The sequence below is a fragment of the Pseudomonas sp. FW305-3-2-15-C-LB1 genome (genome assembly GCF_058787615.1).
The window spans coordinates 22,395-36,161 of sequence record NZ_JBYSZX010000019.1 but is presented as its reverse complement, the minus strand read 5'-3'; the positions used below and the strand labels follow the sequence as shown (position 1 = coordinate 36,161).

The 13,767-nt window shown below is 61.1% G+C and carries 11 protein-coding genes; 9 read left to right on the top strand and 2 right to left on the bottom strand.

Annotation, left to right across the window (positions count from 1 at the left end; translation table 11 throughout):
• The first annotated feature begins 2 nt into the window (after positions 1-2).
• Positions 3-2,498, top strand: a complete 2,496-nt coding sequence (locus AC3WP7_RS26135; protein ID WP_102592562.1) for a LuxR C-terminal-related transcriptional regulator — start codon at positions 3-5, stop codon at positions 2,496-2,498.
• Here AC3WP7_RS26135 and AC3WP7_RS26130 read toward each other — a convergent pair.
• Positions 2,495-3,370: a helix-turn-helix domain-containing protein gene (locus AC3WP7_RS26130; protein WP_102592563.1), complete on the bottom strand. Its 876-nt coding sequence runs from the start codon at positions 3,368-3,370 to the stop codon at positions 2,495-2,497. The two genes, AC3WP7_RS26135 and AC3WP7_RS26130, sit on opposite strands and share 4 nt — an antisense overlap.
• Positions 3,371-3,508: 138 nt before the next feature.
• On the opposite strand from AC3WP7_RS26130, the gene AC3WP7_RS26125 reads away from it, so the two are divergent.
• Positions 3,509-4,411, top strand: a complete 903-nt coding sequence (locus tag AC3WP7_RS26125) for a DMT family transporter (RefSeq protein ID WP_093128295.1) — start codon at positions 3,509-3,511, stop codon at positions 4,409-4,411.
• Positions 4,412-4,522: 111 nt separating this feature from the next.
• Here the strand turns inward: AC3WP7_RS26125 and norR are convergent, their stop codons facing one another.
• Positions 4,523-6,046: a nitric oxide reductase transcriptional regulator NorR gene (norR, locus tag AC3WP7_RS26120; RefSeq protein ID WP_093128297.1), complete on the bottom strand. Its 1,524-nt coding sequence runs from the start codon at positions 6,044-6,046 to the stop codon at positions 4,523-4,525.
• Positions 6,047-6,193: 147 nt separating this feature from the next.
• Between norR and hmpA the strand changes: the two genes are divergently transcribed.
• From hmpA to cyoE, 7 genes are all read left to right on the top strand, one after another.
• Positions 6,194-7,375 (top strand): NO-inducible flavohemoprotein, encoded by a 1,182-nt coding sequence (hmpA, locus tag AC3WP7_RS26115; RefSeq protein ID WP_092249340.1) that lies wholly within the window; start codon positions 6,194-6,196, stop codon positions 7,373-7,375.
• A 213-nt stretch (positions 7,376-7,588) separates the two neighbouring features.
• The gene (locus tag AC3WP7_RS26110) at positions 7,589-8,095 is read left to right on the top strand and encodes a disulfide bond formation protein B (protein ID WP_058426762.1); all 507 of its coding nucleotides are present in this window, start codon (positions 7,589-7,591) and stop codon (positions 8,093-8,095) included.
• 791 nt (positions 8,096-8,886) lie between these two features.
• Complete coding sequence (cyoA, locus tag AC3WP7_RS26105; RefSeq protein ID WP_071489203.1) at positions 8,887-9,828, top strand: ubiquinol oxidase subunit II; 942 nt, start codon at positions 8,887-8,889, stop codon at positions 9,826-9,828.
• A 3-nt stretch (positions 9,829-9,831) separates the two neighbouring features.
• A complete protein-coding gene (gene cyoB / locus AC3WP7_RS26100) occupies positions 9,832-11,850 on the top strand; it encodes a cytochrome o ubiquinol oxidase subunit I (RefSeq protein ID WP_071489204.1) in 2,019 nt (672 codons plus the stop codon).
• A 3-nt stretch (positions 11,851-11,853) separates the two neighbouring features.
• Positions 11,854-12,480, top strand: a complete 627-nt coding sequence (locus AC3WP7_RS26095; protein ID WP_058426759.1) for a cytochrome o ubiquinol oxidase subunit III — start codon at positions 11,854-11,856, stop codon at positions 12,478-12,480.
• The gene (gene cyoD / locus AC3WP7_RS26090; RefSeq protein ID WP_016979640.1) at positions 12,480-12,821 is read left to right on the top strand and encodes a cytochrome o ubiquinol oxidase subunit IV; all 342 of its coding nucleotides are present in this window, start codon (positions 12,480-12,482) and stop codon (positions 12,819-12,821) included. The genes AC3WP7_RS26095 and cyoD overlap by 1 nt, the downstream gene beginning before the upstream one ends.
• An 11-nt stretch (positions 12,822-12,832) precedes the next feature.
• Positions 12,833-13,720 carry a heme o synthase gene (cyoE, locus tag AC3WP7_RS26085; RefSeq protein ID WP_003194050.1) on the top strand — a complete coding sequence of 296 codons (888 nt, stop codon included), beginning with the start codon at positions 12,833-12,835 and terminating at the stop codon, positions 13,718-13,720.
• The last annotated feature ends 47 nt before the right edge of the window (positions 13,721-13,767 follow it).

The window sequence follows — 13,767 nt, the reverse complement described above, 5'->3', positions numbered from 1 at the left end:
CAATGACCGCCATGACACGCTGCCTGGACCGTCCTGGATTCATGCCTCGGCTGTCCGCCCACCATCTGTTGCGCCCACGCCTGGCCGAGCCTTTGCTCGCCGCGCCGGTCAGGGTCAAGTTGCTGTGCGCCCCCGGCGGCAGTGGCAAGAGTGCGTTGCTGGCCGAATGCGCGTTGCAGGCGCCCGCGGAATGCCAGGTGTACTGGTTGCCGCTCAATGGCGTCGCCCTGAGCCCCCTCGACCTTTGCCGGCGCCTGGCGCAAAACCTCGGCTTGGCGTTCACTGACGAAGCCACGCTGCTGTCGGATCTTGGCCGCTGGCCAACATCGGCATGGGTGTTCCTCGATGATTTCTGCCGCTTGCCCACCCCCGAAACCGATGCCTTGCTCGACCGCCTGCTCACGGCAAGCAGCCCCTCGTTGACCTGGTGGCTGGGGGCGCGGCGCCGTCCAGCCTGCAACTGGCCGCGCCTGCTGCTCGACGATGAGTTGCTGGAGGGCGGCACTGAGTTGGCGTTCACCCTTGAAGAAATTCAGCAACTGCTCCCGCTGGGGCAGTCACCGGACAGCGTGTTGCAGTTCAGCGCCGGCTGGTGTGCCGGCGTGCGCATTGCGTTGCTGGGGGACGGCCATCCGCAGAAAACCTTGCTCGATTATTTGCAGCACGAACTGTTCAGCACTTTGCCGCCCGAGCTGACGGAAGCCTGGCGCGTGCTGGCACACATGCCACGCTTTAATCCGGGATTGTGCGAGCACTTGTTCGGCTTTGGCGACGGTGACCACTACCTGCGCGAGCTGCAGGCCCTCGGCGCCTTTATCCAGCCTTGGGAAGATACCGAGTGGTTGCAGGTTTTCCCGCCGCTTGCCCGGCTGATACGCGATGACCCCTGGCCGGCCAAGCGTTCCTGGCATCGGCGTGCCTGCCAGTGGTTCACCGCCGAACAGGACTGGCAGGCCGCGTTCGAGCACGCGCTGTTGGCCGAAGAATACGAGGTGGCGGTCAGCCTGCTACAGCACTTCAGTTTCGAAGACCTGTTCCGCCAGCAGAACGCCGTATTGATGCTGCGCTTGCATGAAGAGCATGGTGAAGAGTTGATGCTCGGCTCGGCGCAACTGGTGGGGCTGGTGACGGCGGCGTTGCTGTTCGCCGGGCGCTTCGACCAGGCCGCGCAATGCATCGACCAGTTGGCACGGTTTGCGCCGCAACCGACGGCGGTGCAACAACGCTACCTGCTGGCGCGCTGGCAGGCGCAGTGGGGTTGGCTGCTGCACTTGGGCGGCGATGCCGAGCGCTCCCGCGAACATTTCCTCGAAGCGCTGCAAGCCTTGCCCGACAGCGCCTGGACGTCGCGGCTGATGTGCCTGTCGGGCCTCACCCAGCAAGCGTTGCTGCGCGGCGAACTGGACGTGGCCCAGGCGCTGAGCCGCGAAGCGTTATGCCTGGCCCGCGCCCATGGATCGTTGCTGCTCGAGGCCTTGCTTGAGCTGGATCACGCGCAGTTGCTGGAGCAGCGCGGCGCCCCGTATCGCGCGCAGAGCCTGCTGGAGAATGTGCAGGCGATGTTGCTCAAGCAACGCCTGAAAGCCGGGCCGCTGGTGGGGCGTATCGCCCTGCGACGCGGGCACCTGGCGCTGCGTCAGGGCCAGGACAGCCTGGCTGCCGAGTGCTTCGAGAGCGGCATGAAGATGTGCCTGCACAGCCAGGACAAGCGCGTGCTCTACGGGTTTCTCGGCCTGGCCCTGCTGGCCGCCAACCGTGGTGACTACGCCGGGGCCTTTGTGCAACTGCGCGAGGCCGAACGCTTGATGCAACAGCGCCAGGTCCCCGACACGGTGTACCGCGCGGTGCTGCTGTTGGTCAGCGGGCATTTCTGGTTGCAGCAGGGGCGCGCCGAGTTGACGGTGGAAGCGGTGCGTCGTGTGCTTCGCCACTTTCGTGGTCCCCAGGCCAAACAGGCGCCGCCGGCCACCTTGGAACTGATCCCGCGCCTGGAATACTTGCTGGTGCTGGCGGAAGTGAAGCTGGGCTGCGCCGAGCAACCGGTGGCGCGTATGACGGCTTTGCTGGAGGCGGCCCATCAACGCGGCATGCTCTGCCTGGAAACCGAATTGCACCTGGTACTGGGTGAGGTCGCCTGGCAAGTCGGCGACCCAGGTCAGGCGCGCCGCTCGCTGCAAACCGGGCTTGAGCTGGCGGCGCGCTGCCAGGTGCAGCAGGCGATTCGCGAACTGCGGTTGCGCTCGCCGGGGTTGCTCAGTGAGTTGGGCATGGAGCCCCAGGCCGCCGTGTCGGGCACGGCGGAGAATCCCCTGAGCCAACGCGAGCTGGAAGTGCTGCAGTTGATCGCCCTGGGCAACTCCAACCTGGAAATCGCCGACCGCCTGTTTATCTCCCTGCACACCGTCAAGACCCATGCGCGGCGCATCCACAGCAAGCTGGGGGTGGAGCGGCGTACGCAAGCGGTGGCCAAGGCCAAGACCCTGGGGTTGATGACTTAGGCGCTGAAGGCCTGGCGATATTCGCCGGGGGTGGCACCCATGGCCTGGCGGAAGCGATGGGTGAAGTGGCTGGCGCTGGAGAAACCACAGATCAACGCGACTTCACTCAAGGGCAGGGCGCCGCTGCGCAGCAGCGCCTGGGCGCGGTTCAGGCGGCGCGCCAGCAGGTACTGATGGGGCGGCAGGCCGAAGCTCTGGCGGAACATCCGCGCGAAATGGTATTCCGAGAGTGCGCACAGGCCGGCCAGTTGGCCCAGGCTGATCGGGTCTTCCAGGTGCTGGTCGATGTACTCCACCAACAGCCGCCGCTGGTACGCCGCCAGCCCGCCTTTAAGGCGCAGCCCGTCGCGTGCGCCCACTTGGCTGAGCAGCGTGTGGCTGAGCATTTCATGGGCCAGGCTGCTGGTCAGCAGGCGCTCGGCGGGTTCTTGCCAGTTCAGCGCAATCAGCTGGTGAAAGCGTCGCGCCTGGCCGGCATCTTCCAGAAAGGTGCTTTCGCGCAATTGCAGGGCGCGCGGTTCGCGGTCGAGCAGGGTGACGCAACCGAGAGCGAATTGCTCCGGGCTGAAATACACGTGGGCCAGGCGGATCTCGCCGTTGATCACCCAGGCTGACTGGTGTTCGGCGGGCAGGATGCACAGTTTGTCGGGGCCGCCCTTGGTGCCGGGTTGGTCGCGCCGAAACGTGCCGGTGCCGCCGCCGATGTAGCAGGATAACGTGTGATGGCTGGGGGCCTGGTAGTCCTGCGAGTCGTGATGGTTGCTCCACAGCGCCGCAGACAAGCCGTCACCGAGCTCGGCGCAGGCTTCGAGGCGTGCGTTGGGCGAACGGTTAAGCGCTTGGAAGACTTGCAGGGATTCCAGATCTGGCATGGTTCGTACTCTCCGACGCCTTGCATCCTACTCCGCGCGGTTGTTGCTGTGATCCCATTGGCCGACAAAAGCGCAAGATTGTGCAAGAGCGCATCCCAGGCCGGGGGCCACACTGTGGCTCAACCGATGGAGCCCGCTATGAACCTTTCCCTGTATTTACTCACCGTGCTGATCTGGGGCACCACCTGGATCGCCCTCAAATGGCAGTTGGGCGTGGTGGCGATTCCTGTGTCCATCGTCTATCGCTTCGCCCTGGCGGCGTTGGTGCTGTTTGCGCTGTTGCTGGTGAGCCGCAGGTTGCAGGTGATGAACCGACGCGGGCACCTGATCTGTCTGGCCCAGGGGCTGTGCCTGTTTTGCGTGAACTTCATGTGCTTCCTCACGGCCAGCCAATGGATCCCCAGCGGGTTGGTGGCGGTGGTGTTTTCCACGGCCACGCTGTGGAACGCGCTGAACGCCCGGGTGTTTTTTGGCCAGCGGGTGGCGCGCAATGTGTTGATGGGCGGCGGCCTCGGTCTGGCGGGGTTGGGCCTGCTGTTCTGGCCGGAGCTGGTGGGGCACACCGCCAGCCCGCAGACCTTGCTTGGCCTGGGCTTGGCGTTGCTGGGGACGATGTGCTTCTCGGCCGGCAATATGCTGTCCAGCCTGCAGCAGAAGGCCGGGCTCAAGCCGCTGACTACCAATGCCTGGGGGATGGCCTATGGATCGGCGATGCTGGCGGCTTACTGCGCGGTGCGCGGGATTCCCTTCGAGATGGACTGGAGTGCGCGCTACATCGGTGCGCTGGGGTACCTGGTGATTCCAGGTTCGGTGATCGGCTTTACCGCGTACCTGACGCTGGTCGGGCGCATGGGGCCGGAACGTGCGGCCTATTGCACCGTGCTGTTCCCGGTGGTGGCGCTGAATGTGTCGGCGTTTGCCGAGGGGTATCAGTGGACCGCACCGGCGTTGGCGGGGTTGGTGCTGGTGATGCTGGGCAATGTGCTGGTGTTTCGTAAGCCCAAGCCAGCGAGCCCGGCCTTCAAGGCAAAGGCAATCTAAAAATGTGGGAGGGGGCTTGCCCCCGATAGCGGTGTCACAGCCAGCCCATCCAGCACTGATCCCCTGCCATCGGGGGCAAGCCCCCTCCCACATGTGAACCAGTTGCCTGGGTTATTTGAGGCCCAGGCGCTTGGCCATCCGCCCGAGGTTGGCACGGTCCAGGCCCAGCTCGCGGGCGGCACTGGCCCAGTTGTGCTGGTGGCGTTCCAGGCAGGCGCTGATGATCTGGCGCTGAAAGTGTTCGGTGGCCTGGCGCAGGTCGCCGGTCACCGGGGCGACCGCCTCGGAGGATTCTTCAACCAGCGGTGCGCTGACATCGGGCAGGTCCAGGTCCTGGGCGTTCAGGCTGAGAATCTTCGGACGCTCGCGACAGTTACCCAGCGCCTTGAGTGCGCTGCGTCCGATCAAGTGTTCCAGCTCCCGCACATTGCCCGGCCAGTTATAGGCCAACAGTGCCGCCTGGGCATCGCTGGTCAGGCGCAGGCTGCCCAGGCCCATGCGCGAGCGGTTCTGCTCCAGGAAGAAACCGGCCAGCAGCAACACATCGCGTCCGCGCTCACGCAGCGCCGGGACCTGCAGCGGGTACACACTGAGGCGGTGGTAGAAGTCGGCGCGGTAGCGACCGTTGCGTACCTCGTCGGCCAGGTCGCGGTTGGTGGCGGCGATCAGGCGCACATCGACCTGGTGTTCCTTGTCCGAGCCCAGGCGTTGCAGCTGGCCGCTTTGCAAAACGCGCAGCAGCTTGGCCTGTACGGTCAGTGATAGTTCGCCCACTTCATCCAGGAACAGCGTGCCGCCGTTGGCCAGTTCGAACTTGCCACGACGTTCGTTCAACGCGCCGGTAAAGGCGCCGCGTACGTGGCCGAACAACTCGCTCTCCACCAGGGTTTCCGGCAGGGCGGCGCAGTTGAGGCTGATCAGCGGTTTGTCGGCGCGGGTTGAGGCGGCGTGGATGGCCTGGGCCACCAGCTCCTTGCCCACGCCGGTTTCACCGGTGATCAGCACGGTGAGGTCGCTGCCGCCCACCAGCTTGATTTCCTCGACCAGGCGCTTGTGGGGTTTGCTCTGGCCGATCATTTCCTTGTGCTGTTGGCCGCTGGCCTCGCGGTAGATTTCGGCGCGCAGGACCAGGTGTTCGATACGTTCGGCGACGTTCACGGTGGCGGCAGCGAGACTGGCGAACGCCTGCAGGGCGTCCAGCTCCACGCGTTCGAAACGCTCGGTATCGAGGGCGTCCAGCGTCAGCAGGCCCCAGGGCTGGTCGTCGACGAACAGTGGGCAACCCATGCAGTCGTGTACTTCCAGGTGCCCGTGCAAACCATCGACCAGACCGTCGTAGGGGTCGGGTAATTCGCTGTCGCTGTCAAAACGCGTGGGGCCGGGGCTGCCGAGCAGCACGGCAAAGCGCGGATGCTCGCTGACCTTGAAGCGCCGACCCAAGGTGTCGGCGCTGAGCCCGTCCACCGCCAGCGGCACCAGCCACTCGCCGTCCAGGCGCAACAGCGCGGCGGCGTCGCAGGGCAACAGGGCGCGCATGGCTTGCAGCAGGCGGCGGTAACGTTCGCCCTCGGGCAGTTCGCGGGACAGGTCGGCGACCAGGGGCAGCAGGGTGGTGAGCAGCGATTGCGCAGTCATAATGACTCCTTGTAGTCCTAATGACTATAAGCTGTAGGAGGTCATACTGACTACATATTAATTAACTCATTGAAAATAAACGGATTCTTTGTTGGCACGAATACTGAGTAGATAAAGACAATCAGTAAAGAAGCCCAGGAGGCTCCCATGCTTAGTGCCCAAGACCGTGCCATCGTCAAATCCACCGTGCCCCTGCTGGAAAGCGGCGGTGAAGCGCTGATCACCCATTTCTACCGCATGATGCTGTCCGAGTACCCGGAAGTCCGCCCGCTGTTCAACCAGGCTCACCAGGCCAGCGGCGACCAGCCCCGTGCCCTGGCCAATGGCGTGTTGATGTACGCGCGACATATCGACCAGCTCGACCAGTTGGGCGACCTGGTGGCCAAGATCATCAACAAGCACGTGGCCCTGCAGATCCTGCCGGAGCATTACCCGATCGTCGGTGCCTGCCTGCTGCGTGCGATTTGCGAAGTGCTGGGCAGCGAGATTGCCACCCCTGAAGTCATGAGTGCCTGGGGCGCGGCCTACGGCCAACTGGCGGATATCCTGATCGGCGCCGAAGCTGCGATCTACGCCGAAAAAGCCCAGGCACCCGGTGGGTGGCGGGGGGCGCGGCCGTTTATCGTGGTCAAGCGCGTGGTCGAGAGCGACGAGATCATCTCCTTCTACTTTGCCCCTGTGGACAATGGCCCGATCCTCGCGGCCGCGCCGGGCCAGTACATCGGCATGAAGCTGGTGCTCGACGGTGAGGAAGTGCGCCGCAACTACTCCCTGTCGGCGTTGACCGATAGCGGGATGTATCGCATCAGCGTCAAGCGCGAAGCGGGTGGTCGGGTGTCCAACTACCTGCACGACCAAGTGCATGTCGGTGCGACCATCGACCTGTTCACGCCGTCGGGCGAGTTCACCCTGGCGGCCAGCGATAAGCCGCTGGTACTGATCAGCGGCGGGGTAGGGATCACACCCACCCTGCCAATGCTCGAAGCCGCCCTGGCCACCGAGCGCCCGGTGCACTTTATCCACTGTGCACGTAACGGCGGCGTACATGCGTTTCGTGACTGGGTGGACGCCCTGGCGGCGAAGCATCCGCAACTCAAGCGCTTCTACTGCTACACCGAAGACGATGGGGTGAGCCCTGCGGCGGACAAGGTGGGTTTGCTCAGCCAGGAACAACTGGCCGCCTGGCTGCCCGAGCAGCGCGACCTGGACGCCTACTTCCTCGGGCCTAAAGGCTTCATGGTCGCGATCAAGCGCCACCTCAAGGCCCTGGGCGTGCCTGAGCAGCAAAGCCGCTACGAATTCTTTGGCCCGGCTGCGGCGCTGGAATAGGGTTTAGCCGATACACCGGGTCGGCATCATCGCGGGCAAGCCCGGCTCCCACAGGGGATCGCATTCCTCTGTGGGAGCCGGGCTTGCCCGCGATGGCGTCCGCCCCGTCACAACATTTCTCTGGATTAATCCGCTGTTAACCCCCCTCTGTTTAAACGGTGGCCTGTGTGTAAACTTGCGCCCATTGGCACAACCAAACAAAGGGATACGGGGATGAGTGACGAATTGCGTTTAGGCAGGGAGCGGCGCTTTCTGGTGTTGCTGGGCATCATCTGCCTGGCGTTGATCGGCGGTGCGTTGTACATGCAGGTGGTACTCGGCGAGGCGCCATGCCCGCTGTGCATCCTGCAACGCTATGCCTTGCTGTTGATCGCGATCTTCGCGTTCATCGGCGCGGCCATGCGTAAAAAAGGTGCGATCACGCTGTTCGAAGGCCTGGTAGTGCTCAGCGCCCTTGGCGGTGTCGCCGCCGCCGGTCATCACGTGTACACCCAGTTCTTCCCCCAGGTCAGTTGCGGCATCGATGTGCTGCAACCGATCGTCGATGACCTGCCGCTGGCCAAGGTGTTCCCCCTGGGCTTCCAGGTCGATGGCTTCTGCAGCACACCGTACCCGCCCGTACTGGGGCTTTCCCTGGCGCAATGGGCATTGGTGGCCTTCGTGCTGACCGTGATCCTGGTACCGCTGGGCATCTATCGCAATCGCCAGCGCAAAGCCTGAATCATTCACTCAAACGCCCCGGCGCTTCTTCATGAAGGCCGGGGCGTTTTTGCGTGTGGGAATTTGTGAACGGAACGTGACGCCGGACAATTTTGGGTGCGCCCAGTGTGCGACATGTTGTCACACGGAAGCCGCCGCAGGACGATTCTGACCCGCCGAACACCCGCTTAAATTTGCATAAAACCGCCAAGATGTGCTGTCAGTTCGTGGTGCTGGGAGGGCCGCGCACCTCGCGCCGCGTCAGGGATTTGGTGATGTCCGAATGCCTTGTTTTATGGGGGGTTGCATCGGTTTGGCAGCCCCTTACATGCGGTAAGGGGGGCGGCAGGCTGCCCTATAACACGGCAATTTTTGTGGTTTTTGTTGAGAATCGAACACGATAAGATCGCGAACCGTTGCAATAATGGTGAAGGATTATTGCTGTAATCGATAAAAATTATTTCTTTATAAGACATGGTTTATACATCGCTAGCTAACTACAATCGCCCGCACTGAATGTCCGGTGCTGTTCAATATTTGAGCACTGGAGCGGTCGAAGGGCAGATGGACGGCTCTGTGCGACCCCAAGGTTCCGGCAGCCTTTCAACTATCCGCACCAAATGGAATTGGTCTGTAACAAGGCCTTTAACCACGAAATCGAATAAGAACTCACCGCAGGTCCGTGAAACGTTCCCTTATGACGTGATGGGCAGGCTCTTATTCAATCGAAGAGAAATGCCAACCCTTGGCAGGGTGAAGTGTTGGCGATCAAAACCCAACTGCATTGCGCAAGCTGCTTTAGAGGTCGTGAGATGAGTAAAAACAGGTACCCCCGATTACTAGGCTTTTTGCCGCTGCTTGGCATGATGTTAATGCTGGGAGGCTGCAAGTGGACCTTGATGGACCCGAAAGGACAGATCGGTCTGGATCAACGAAACCTGATCATCACCGCCACCCTGCTGATGCTGCTGGTCGTGGTTCCTGTGATCATCATGACCTTCGCCTTCGCCTGGAAATACCGCGCGTCGAACACCAGCGCGACCTACGCGCCGAAGTGGTCGCACTCCACCAAGATCGAAATCGCGGTGTGGCTGGTCCCGATCCTCATCATCATCGCCCTGGGTTACATCACCTATAAGTCGACCCACGAGCTGGACCCGTACCGTCCGCTGGAGTCCGACGTCAAGCCGATCAACATCGAAGTGGTCGCGCTGGACTGGAAGTGGCTGTTCATCTACCCGGACCTGGGTATCGCCACGGTCAACGAGATCAAGTTCCCCGAGCACACCCCGCTCAACTTCCGGATCACCTCCGACGCTGTGATGAACTCGTTCTTCATCCCTGCCCTGGGTGGCCAGATCTACGCGATGGCAGGCATGCAGACCCGCCTGCACCTGATCGCCAACGAAAAAGCTGAAATGGAAGGCATCTCCGCGAACTACAGCGGCGCTGGCTTCACCGGCATGAAATTCAAAGCGATCTCGACGAGCCAGGAAGATTTCAACGCCTGGGTAGCCGAAGTCAAGGCCGCACCTAAACAGCTTGATCAAGCTGAATACGATGCCCTGACCAAACCGAGCCAGAACAACCCAGTCGCCCTGTACTCCGCGTATGAGCCGAACCTGTTTCAGAAAATCGTCGACAAGTACGAAGGTATGAAGCCAGGCAAGCCGGTCAAGCACGAGAAGAAAGAAGTGGCCGTGGTTGAAGGTTCTGACACGGGCTCGCATTCAACTGCTGGGGCAGAGGAGTAAACGATGTTTGGTAAATTAAGTTGGGATGCGGTCCCGTTCCACGAGCCGATCGTGATGGTGACCATCGCCATGATCGCGCTGGGTGGTCTGGCACTGTTTGCAGCAATCACTTATTTCAAGAAGTGGACCTACCTGTGGACCGAGTGGCTGACGTCCGTCGACCACAAGAAAATCGGCGTCATGTACGTCATCGTTGCCATGGTCATGCTGCTGCGTGGTTTTGCCGACGCCATCATGATGCGTACCCAGTTGGCCATGGCCACCGAGGGTTCGCCTGGCTACCTGCCACCTGAACACTATGACCAGATCTTCACCGCCCACGGTGTGATCATGATCATCTTCATGGCAATGCCATTCTTCACCGGCCTGATGAACCTTGCCTTGCCGCTGCAGATCGGTGCCCGTGACGTTGCCTACCCGTTCCTGAACTCCCTGAGCTTCTGGCTGCTGGTTTCCGGTGTTGTGCTGATCAACGTGTCCCTGGGCGTCGGCGAATTCGCCAAGACCGGTTGGGTTGCGTATCCGCCATTGTCGGGTATCCAGTACAGCCCGGGCGTGGGTGTGGACTACTACATCTGGGCGCTACAGTTATCAGGGCTCGGGACGACATTGACGGGGGTCAACTTCCTGGCCACCGTCCTGAAAATGCGCGCCCCTGGCATGAAACTGATGGACATGCCGATCTTCACCTGGACCTGCACCTGGGCCAACGTCCTGATCGTGGCTTCGTTCCCGATCCTGGCAGCCACCATGGCGCTGCTGTCGCTTGACCGTTACCTGGATTTCCACATTTTCACCAACGAACTTGGTGGCAATCCAATGATGTACGTGAACCTGTTCTGGGCATGGGGTCACCCTGAGGTGTACATCCTGATCCTGCCAGCGTTCGGTATCTTCTCCGAAGTGATCTCGACCTTTACCGGCAAGCGCCTGTTCGGTCACCACTCGATGGTCTACGCATCGGGCGCGATCTCCGTACTGGGCTTCATGGTGTGGCTGCACCACTTCTTCACCATGGGTTCGGGCGCCAGCGTCAACGCCTTCTTCGGCCTGGCGACGATGCTGATTTCCATCCCGACGGGGGTGAAGCTATTCAACTGGCTGTTCACCATCTACCACGGCCGTCTGCGTATCACCAGCCAGGTTCTGTGGACCCTGGGCTTCATGGTGACTTTCGCCATCGGCGGCATGACCGGCGTACTGCTGGCCATCCCGGGTGCTGACTTCGTCCTGCACAACAGCCTGTTCGTGATCGCTCACTTCCACAACGTGATCATCGGCGGTGCGGTATTCGGTTACATCGCTGGTTTCAGCTTCTACTTCCCGAAAGCGTTCGGCTTCAAGCTGCACGAAGGTTGGGGCAAGGCTGCATTCTGGTTCTGGATCTCGGGCTTCTTCGTCGCGTTCATGCCGCTCTACGCCTTGGGCTTCATGGGCATGACCCGTCGTCTGAACGCCACTACCAACCCTGAGTGGGTGCCGTACCTGTACGTCGCCATGTTCGGTGCGGTGATGATCGCCGTGGGTATCGCCTGCCAGCTGATCCAGCTGTACGTGAGTATCCGTGACCGTAAGCAGAACGCTTGCGAATCCGGCGACCCATGGAATGGCCACACCCTGGAATGGTCGACTTCGTCGCCACCGCCGTTCTACAACTTCGCCGTGATCCCTACCGCGAACACCATTGATGCGTTCACCGAAGCCAAGGAAGACGGTACTGCGTACCAGCGTCCGAAGCACTACGAACCGATCCACATGCCAAACAACACCGCCACTGGCGTGGTGATGGGCGCGTTGTTGACCGTGTTCGGTTTCGCGATGATCTGGCACATCTGGTGGCTGGCAATCGTGAGCCTGGTGGGCACTATCGGTTACTTCATCATTCACGCTGCCCGTGATGATCAAGGCTACATGGTGCCGGTCGAGACGATCGAGCGCATCGAAGCCGAGCAGCACGCTCGCCTGGTAGCCGAGAAGAAGATCCCGGCCAACCGTGTTGAAACCTCGTTGGAACAGGCTTAAACCATGTCGAACTTAGTGACCAATGCTGGACACGCCCATGTCGATGACCATGGGCACGATGACCATCACCACGACTCGGGGCCGATGACCGTTTTCGGTTTCTGGCTCTACCTGATGACCGACTGCATCTTGTTTGCGTCGATCTTCGCGGTGTACGCGGTACTGGTAAACAACGTAGCGGGTGGCCCGTCGGGCCACGACATCTTCGAACTGCCTTACGTGCTCGGCGAAACCGCCTTGCTGTTGTTCAGTTCGATCACCTACGGCTTCGCCATGTTGGCCTTCTACAAGGGCAACAAGAAAGGCGTACTGAGCTGGCTGGCCCTGACCTTCCTGTTCGGCCTGGGCTTCATCGGCATGGAGATCAACGAGTTCCACCTGCTGATCTCCGAAGGCTACGGCCCGCACCGTTCCGGCTTCCTGTCCGCGTTCTTCACGCTGGTAGGCACCCACGGTCTGCACGTGTCTGCCGGCCTGCTGTGGATGGCGGTGATGATGTATCAGGTCAATAAGCACGGCCTGACCAACACCAACAAGACTCGCCTGACCTGCCTGAGCCTGTTCTGGCACTTCCTGGACGTGGTCTGGATCTGCGTCTTCACCGTTGTTTACCTGATGGGGACTCTGTAATGGCTAATGCACACTCCCATGACCATGACAGCCATGATGCAAGCCACGGCAGCGTCAAGTCGTACGCCATCGGCTTCATCCTGTCGGTAATCCTGACGCTCATCCCGTTCGGTCTGGTGATGTACCCGACCCTGCCGAAGTCGATCACCTTGATGATCGTGCTGGCATTCGCGGTGATTCAGGTTCTGGTGCACCTGGTGTACTTCCTGCACCTGGACCGTTCCAAGGAGCAGCGCGACAACGTGGTTGCGTTCGTGTTCGCAGGGATCGTAATCGTACTGCTGGTTGGCCTGTCGATATGGATCATGTTCAGCATCCATACGTTCATGATGGCGAAGTGAGGTAAGACCCGATGTCGCTTAAGCACTTTATCCAAATCACCAAACCGGGGATCATTTTCGGTAACGTGCTTTCTGTGGCGGGCGGTTTCTTCCTGGCCTCCAAGGGACATGTCGATCTGGCCATCTTCCTGGCTGCAATGATCGGCACGTCCCTGGTGGTAGCTTCCGGATGTGTGTTCAACAACTGCATCGACCGTGACATCGATATCAAGATGGAGCGCACCAAGAATCGTGTGCTGGTCCAGGGCCTCATCTCCCTGAAACTGGCACTGATCTATGCGACCGTCCTGGGTGTTGCCGGTGTGGCGTTGTTGTACAAGGTGGCCAACCCGCTGGCGGCGCTGTTTGCCGTGATCGGTTTTGTCATCTACGTCGGCCTCTACAGCCTGTACCTCAAGCGCAAGTCGGTTCACGGCACGCTGGTGGGCAGTCTGTCGGGGGCGATGCCGCCGGTGATTGGTTATGTGGCTGTAACCAATAGCTTCGACATGGCCGCGCTGACGCTACTGGTGATGTTCAGCCTGTGGCAGATGCCGCATTCCTACGCCATCGCGATTTTCCGCTTCAACGACTACCTGGCTGCTTCGATTCCGGTATTGCCGGTAAAACGGGGTATCCAGGTCGCCAAGAAACACATCCTGCTGTACATCCTGGCCTTCCTCGTGGCGACCTTGATGTTGACCTTCAGTGGCTACGCCGGCATGAGCTACCTTGCCGTTGCCGCCGCCATGGGCATGTACTGGTTGTACATGGCCTGGACCGGCTACAAGGCGGTGGATGACACCGTCTGGGCGCGCAAGCTGTTCGTGTTCTCGATCTTCACCATCACCGCGCTGAGCGTGATGATGTCCCTGGATTTCCAAGTGCCGAAAGAGCTGCTGCTGACCTACGCTCACTGAGTGGTCCTGCAGTGAAAAAGCCCCGCCTTCGAGAGAAGCGCGGGGCT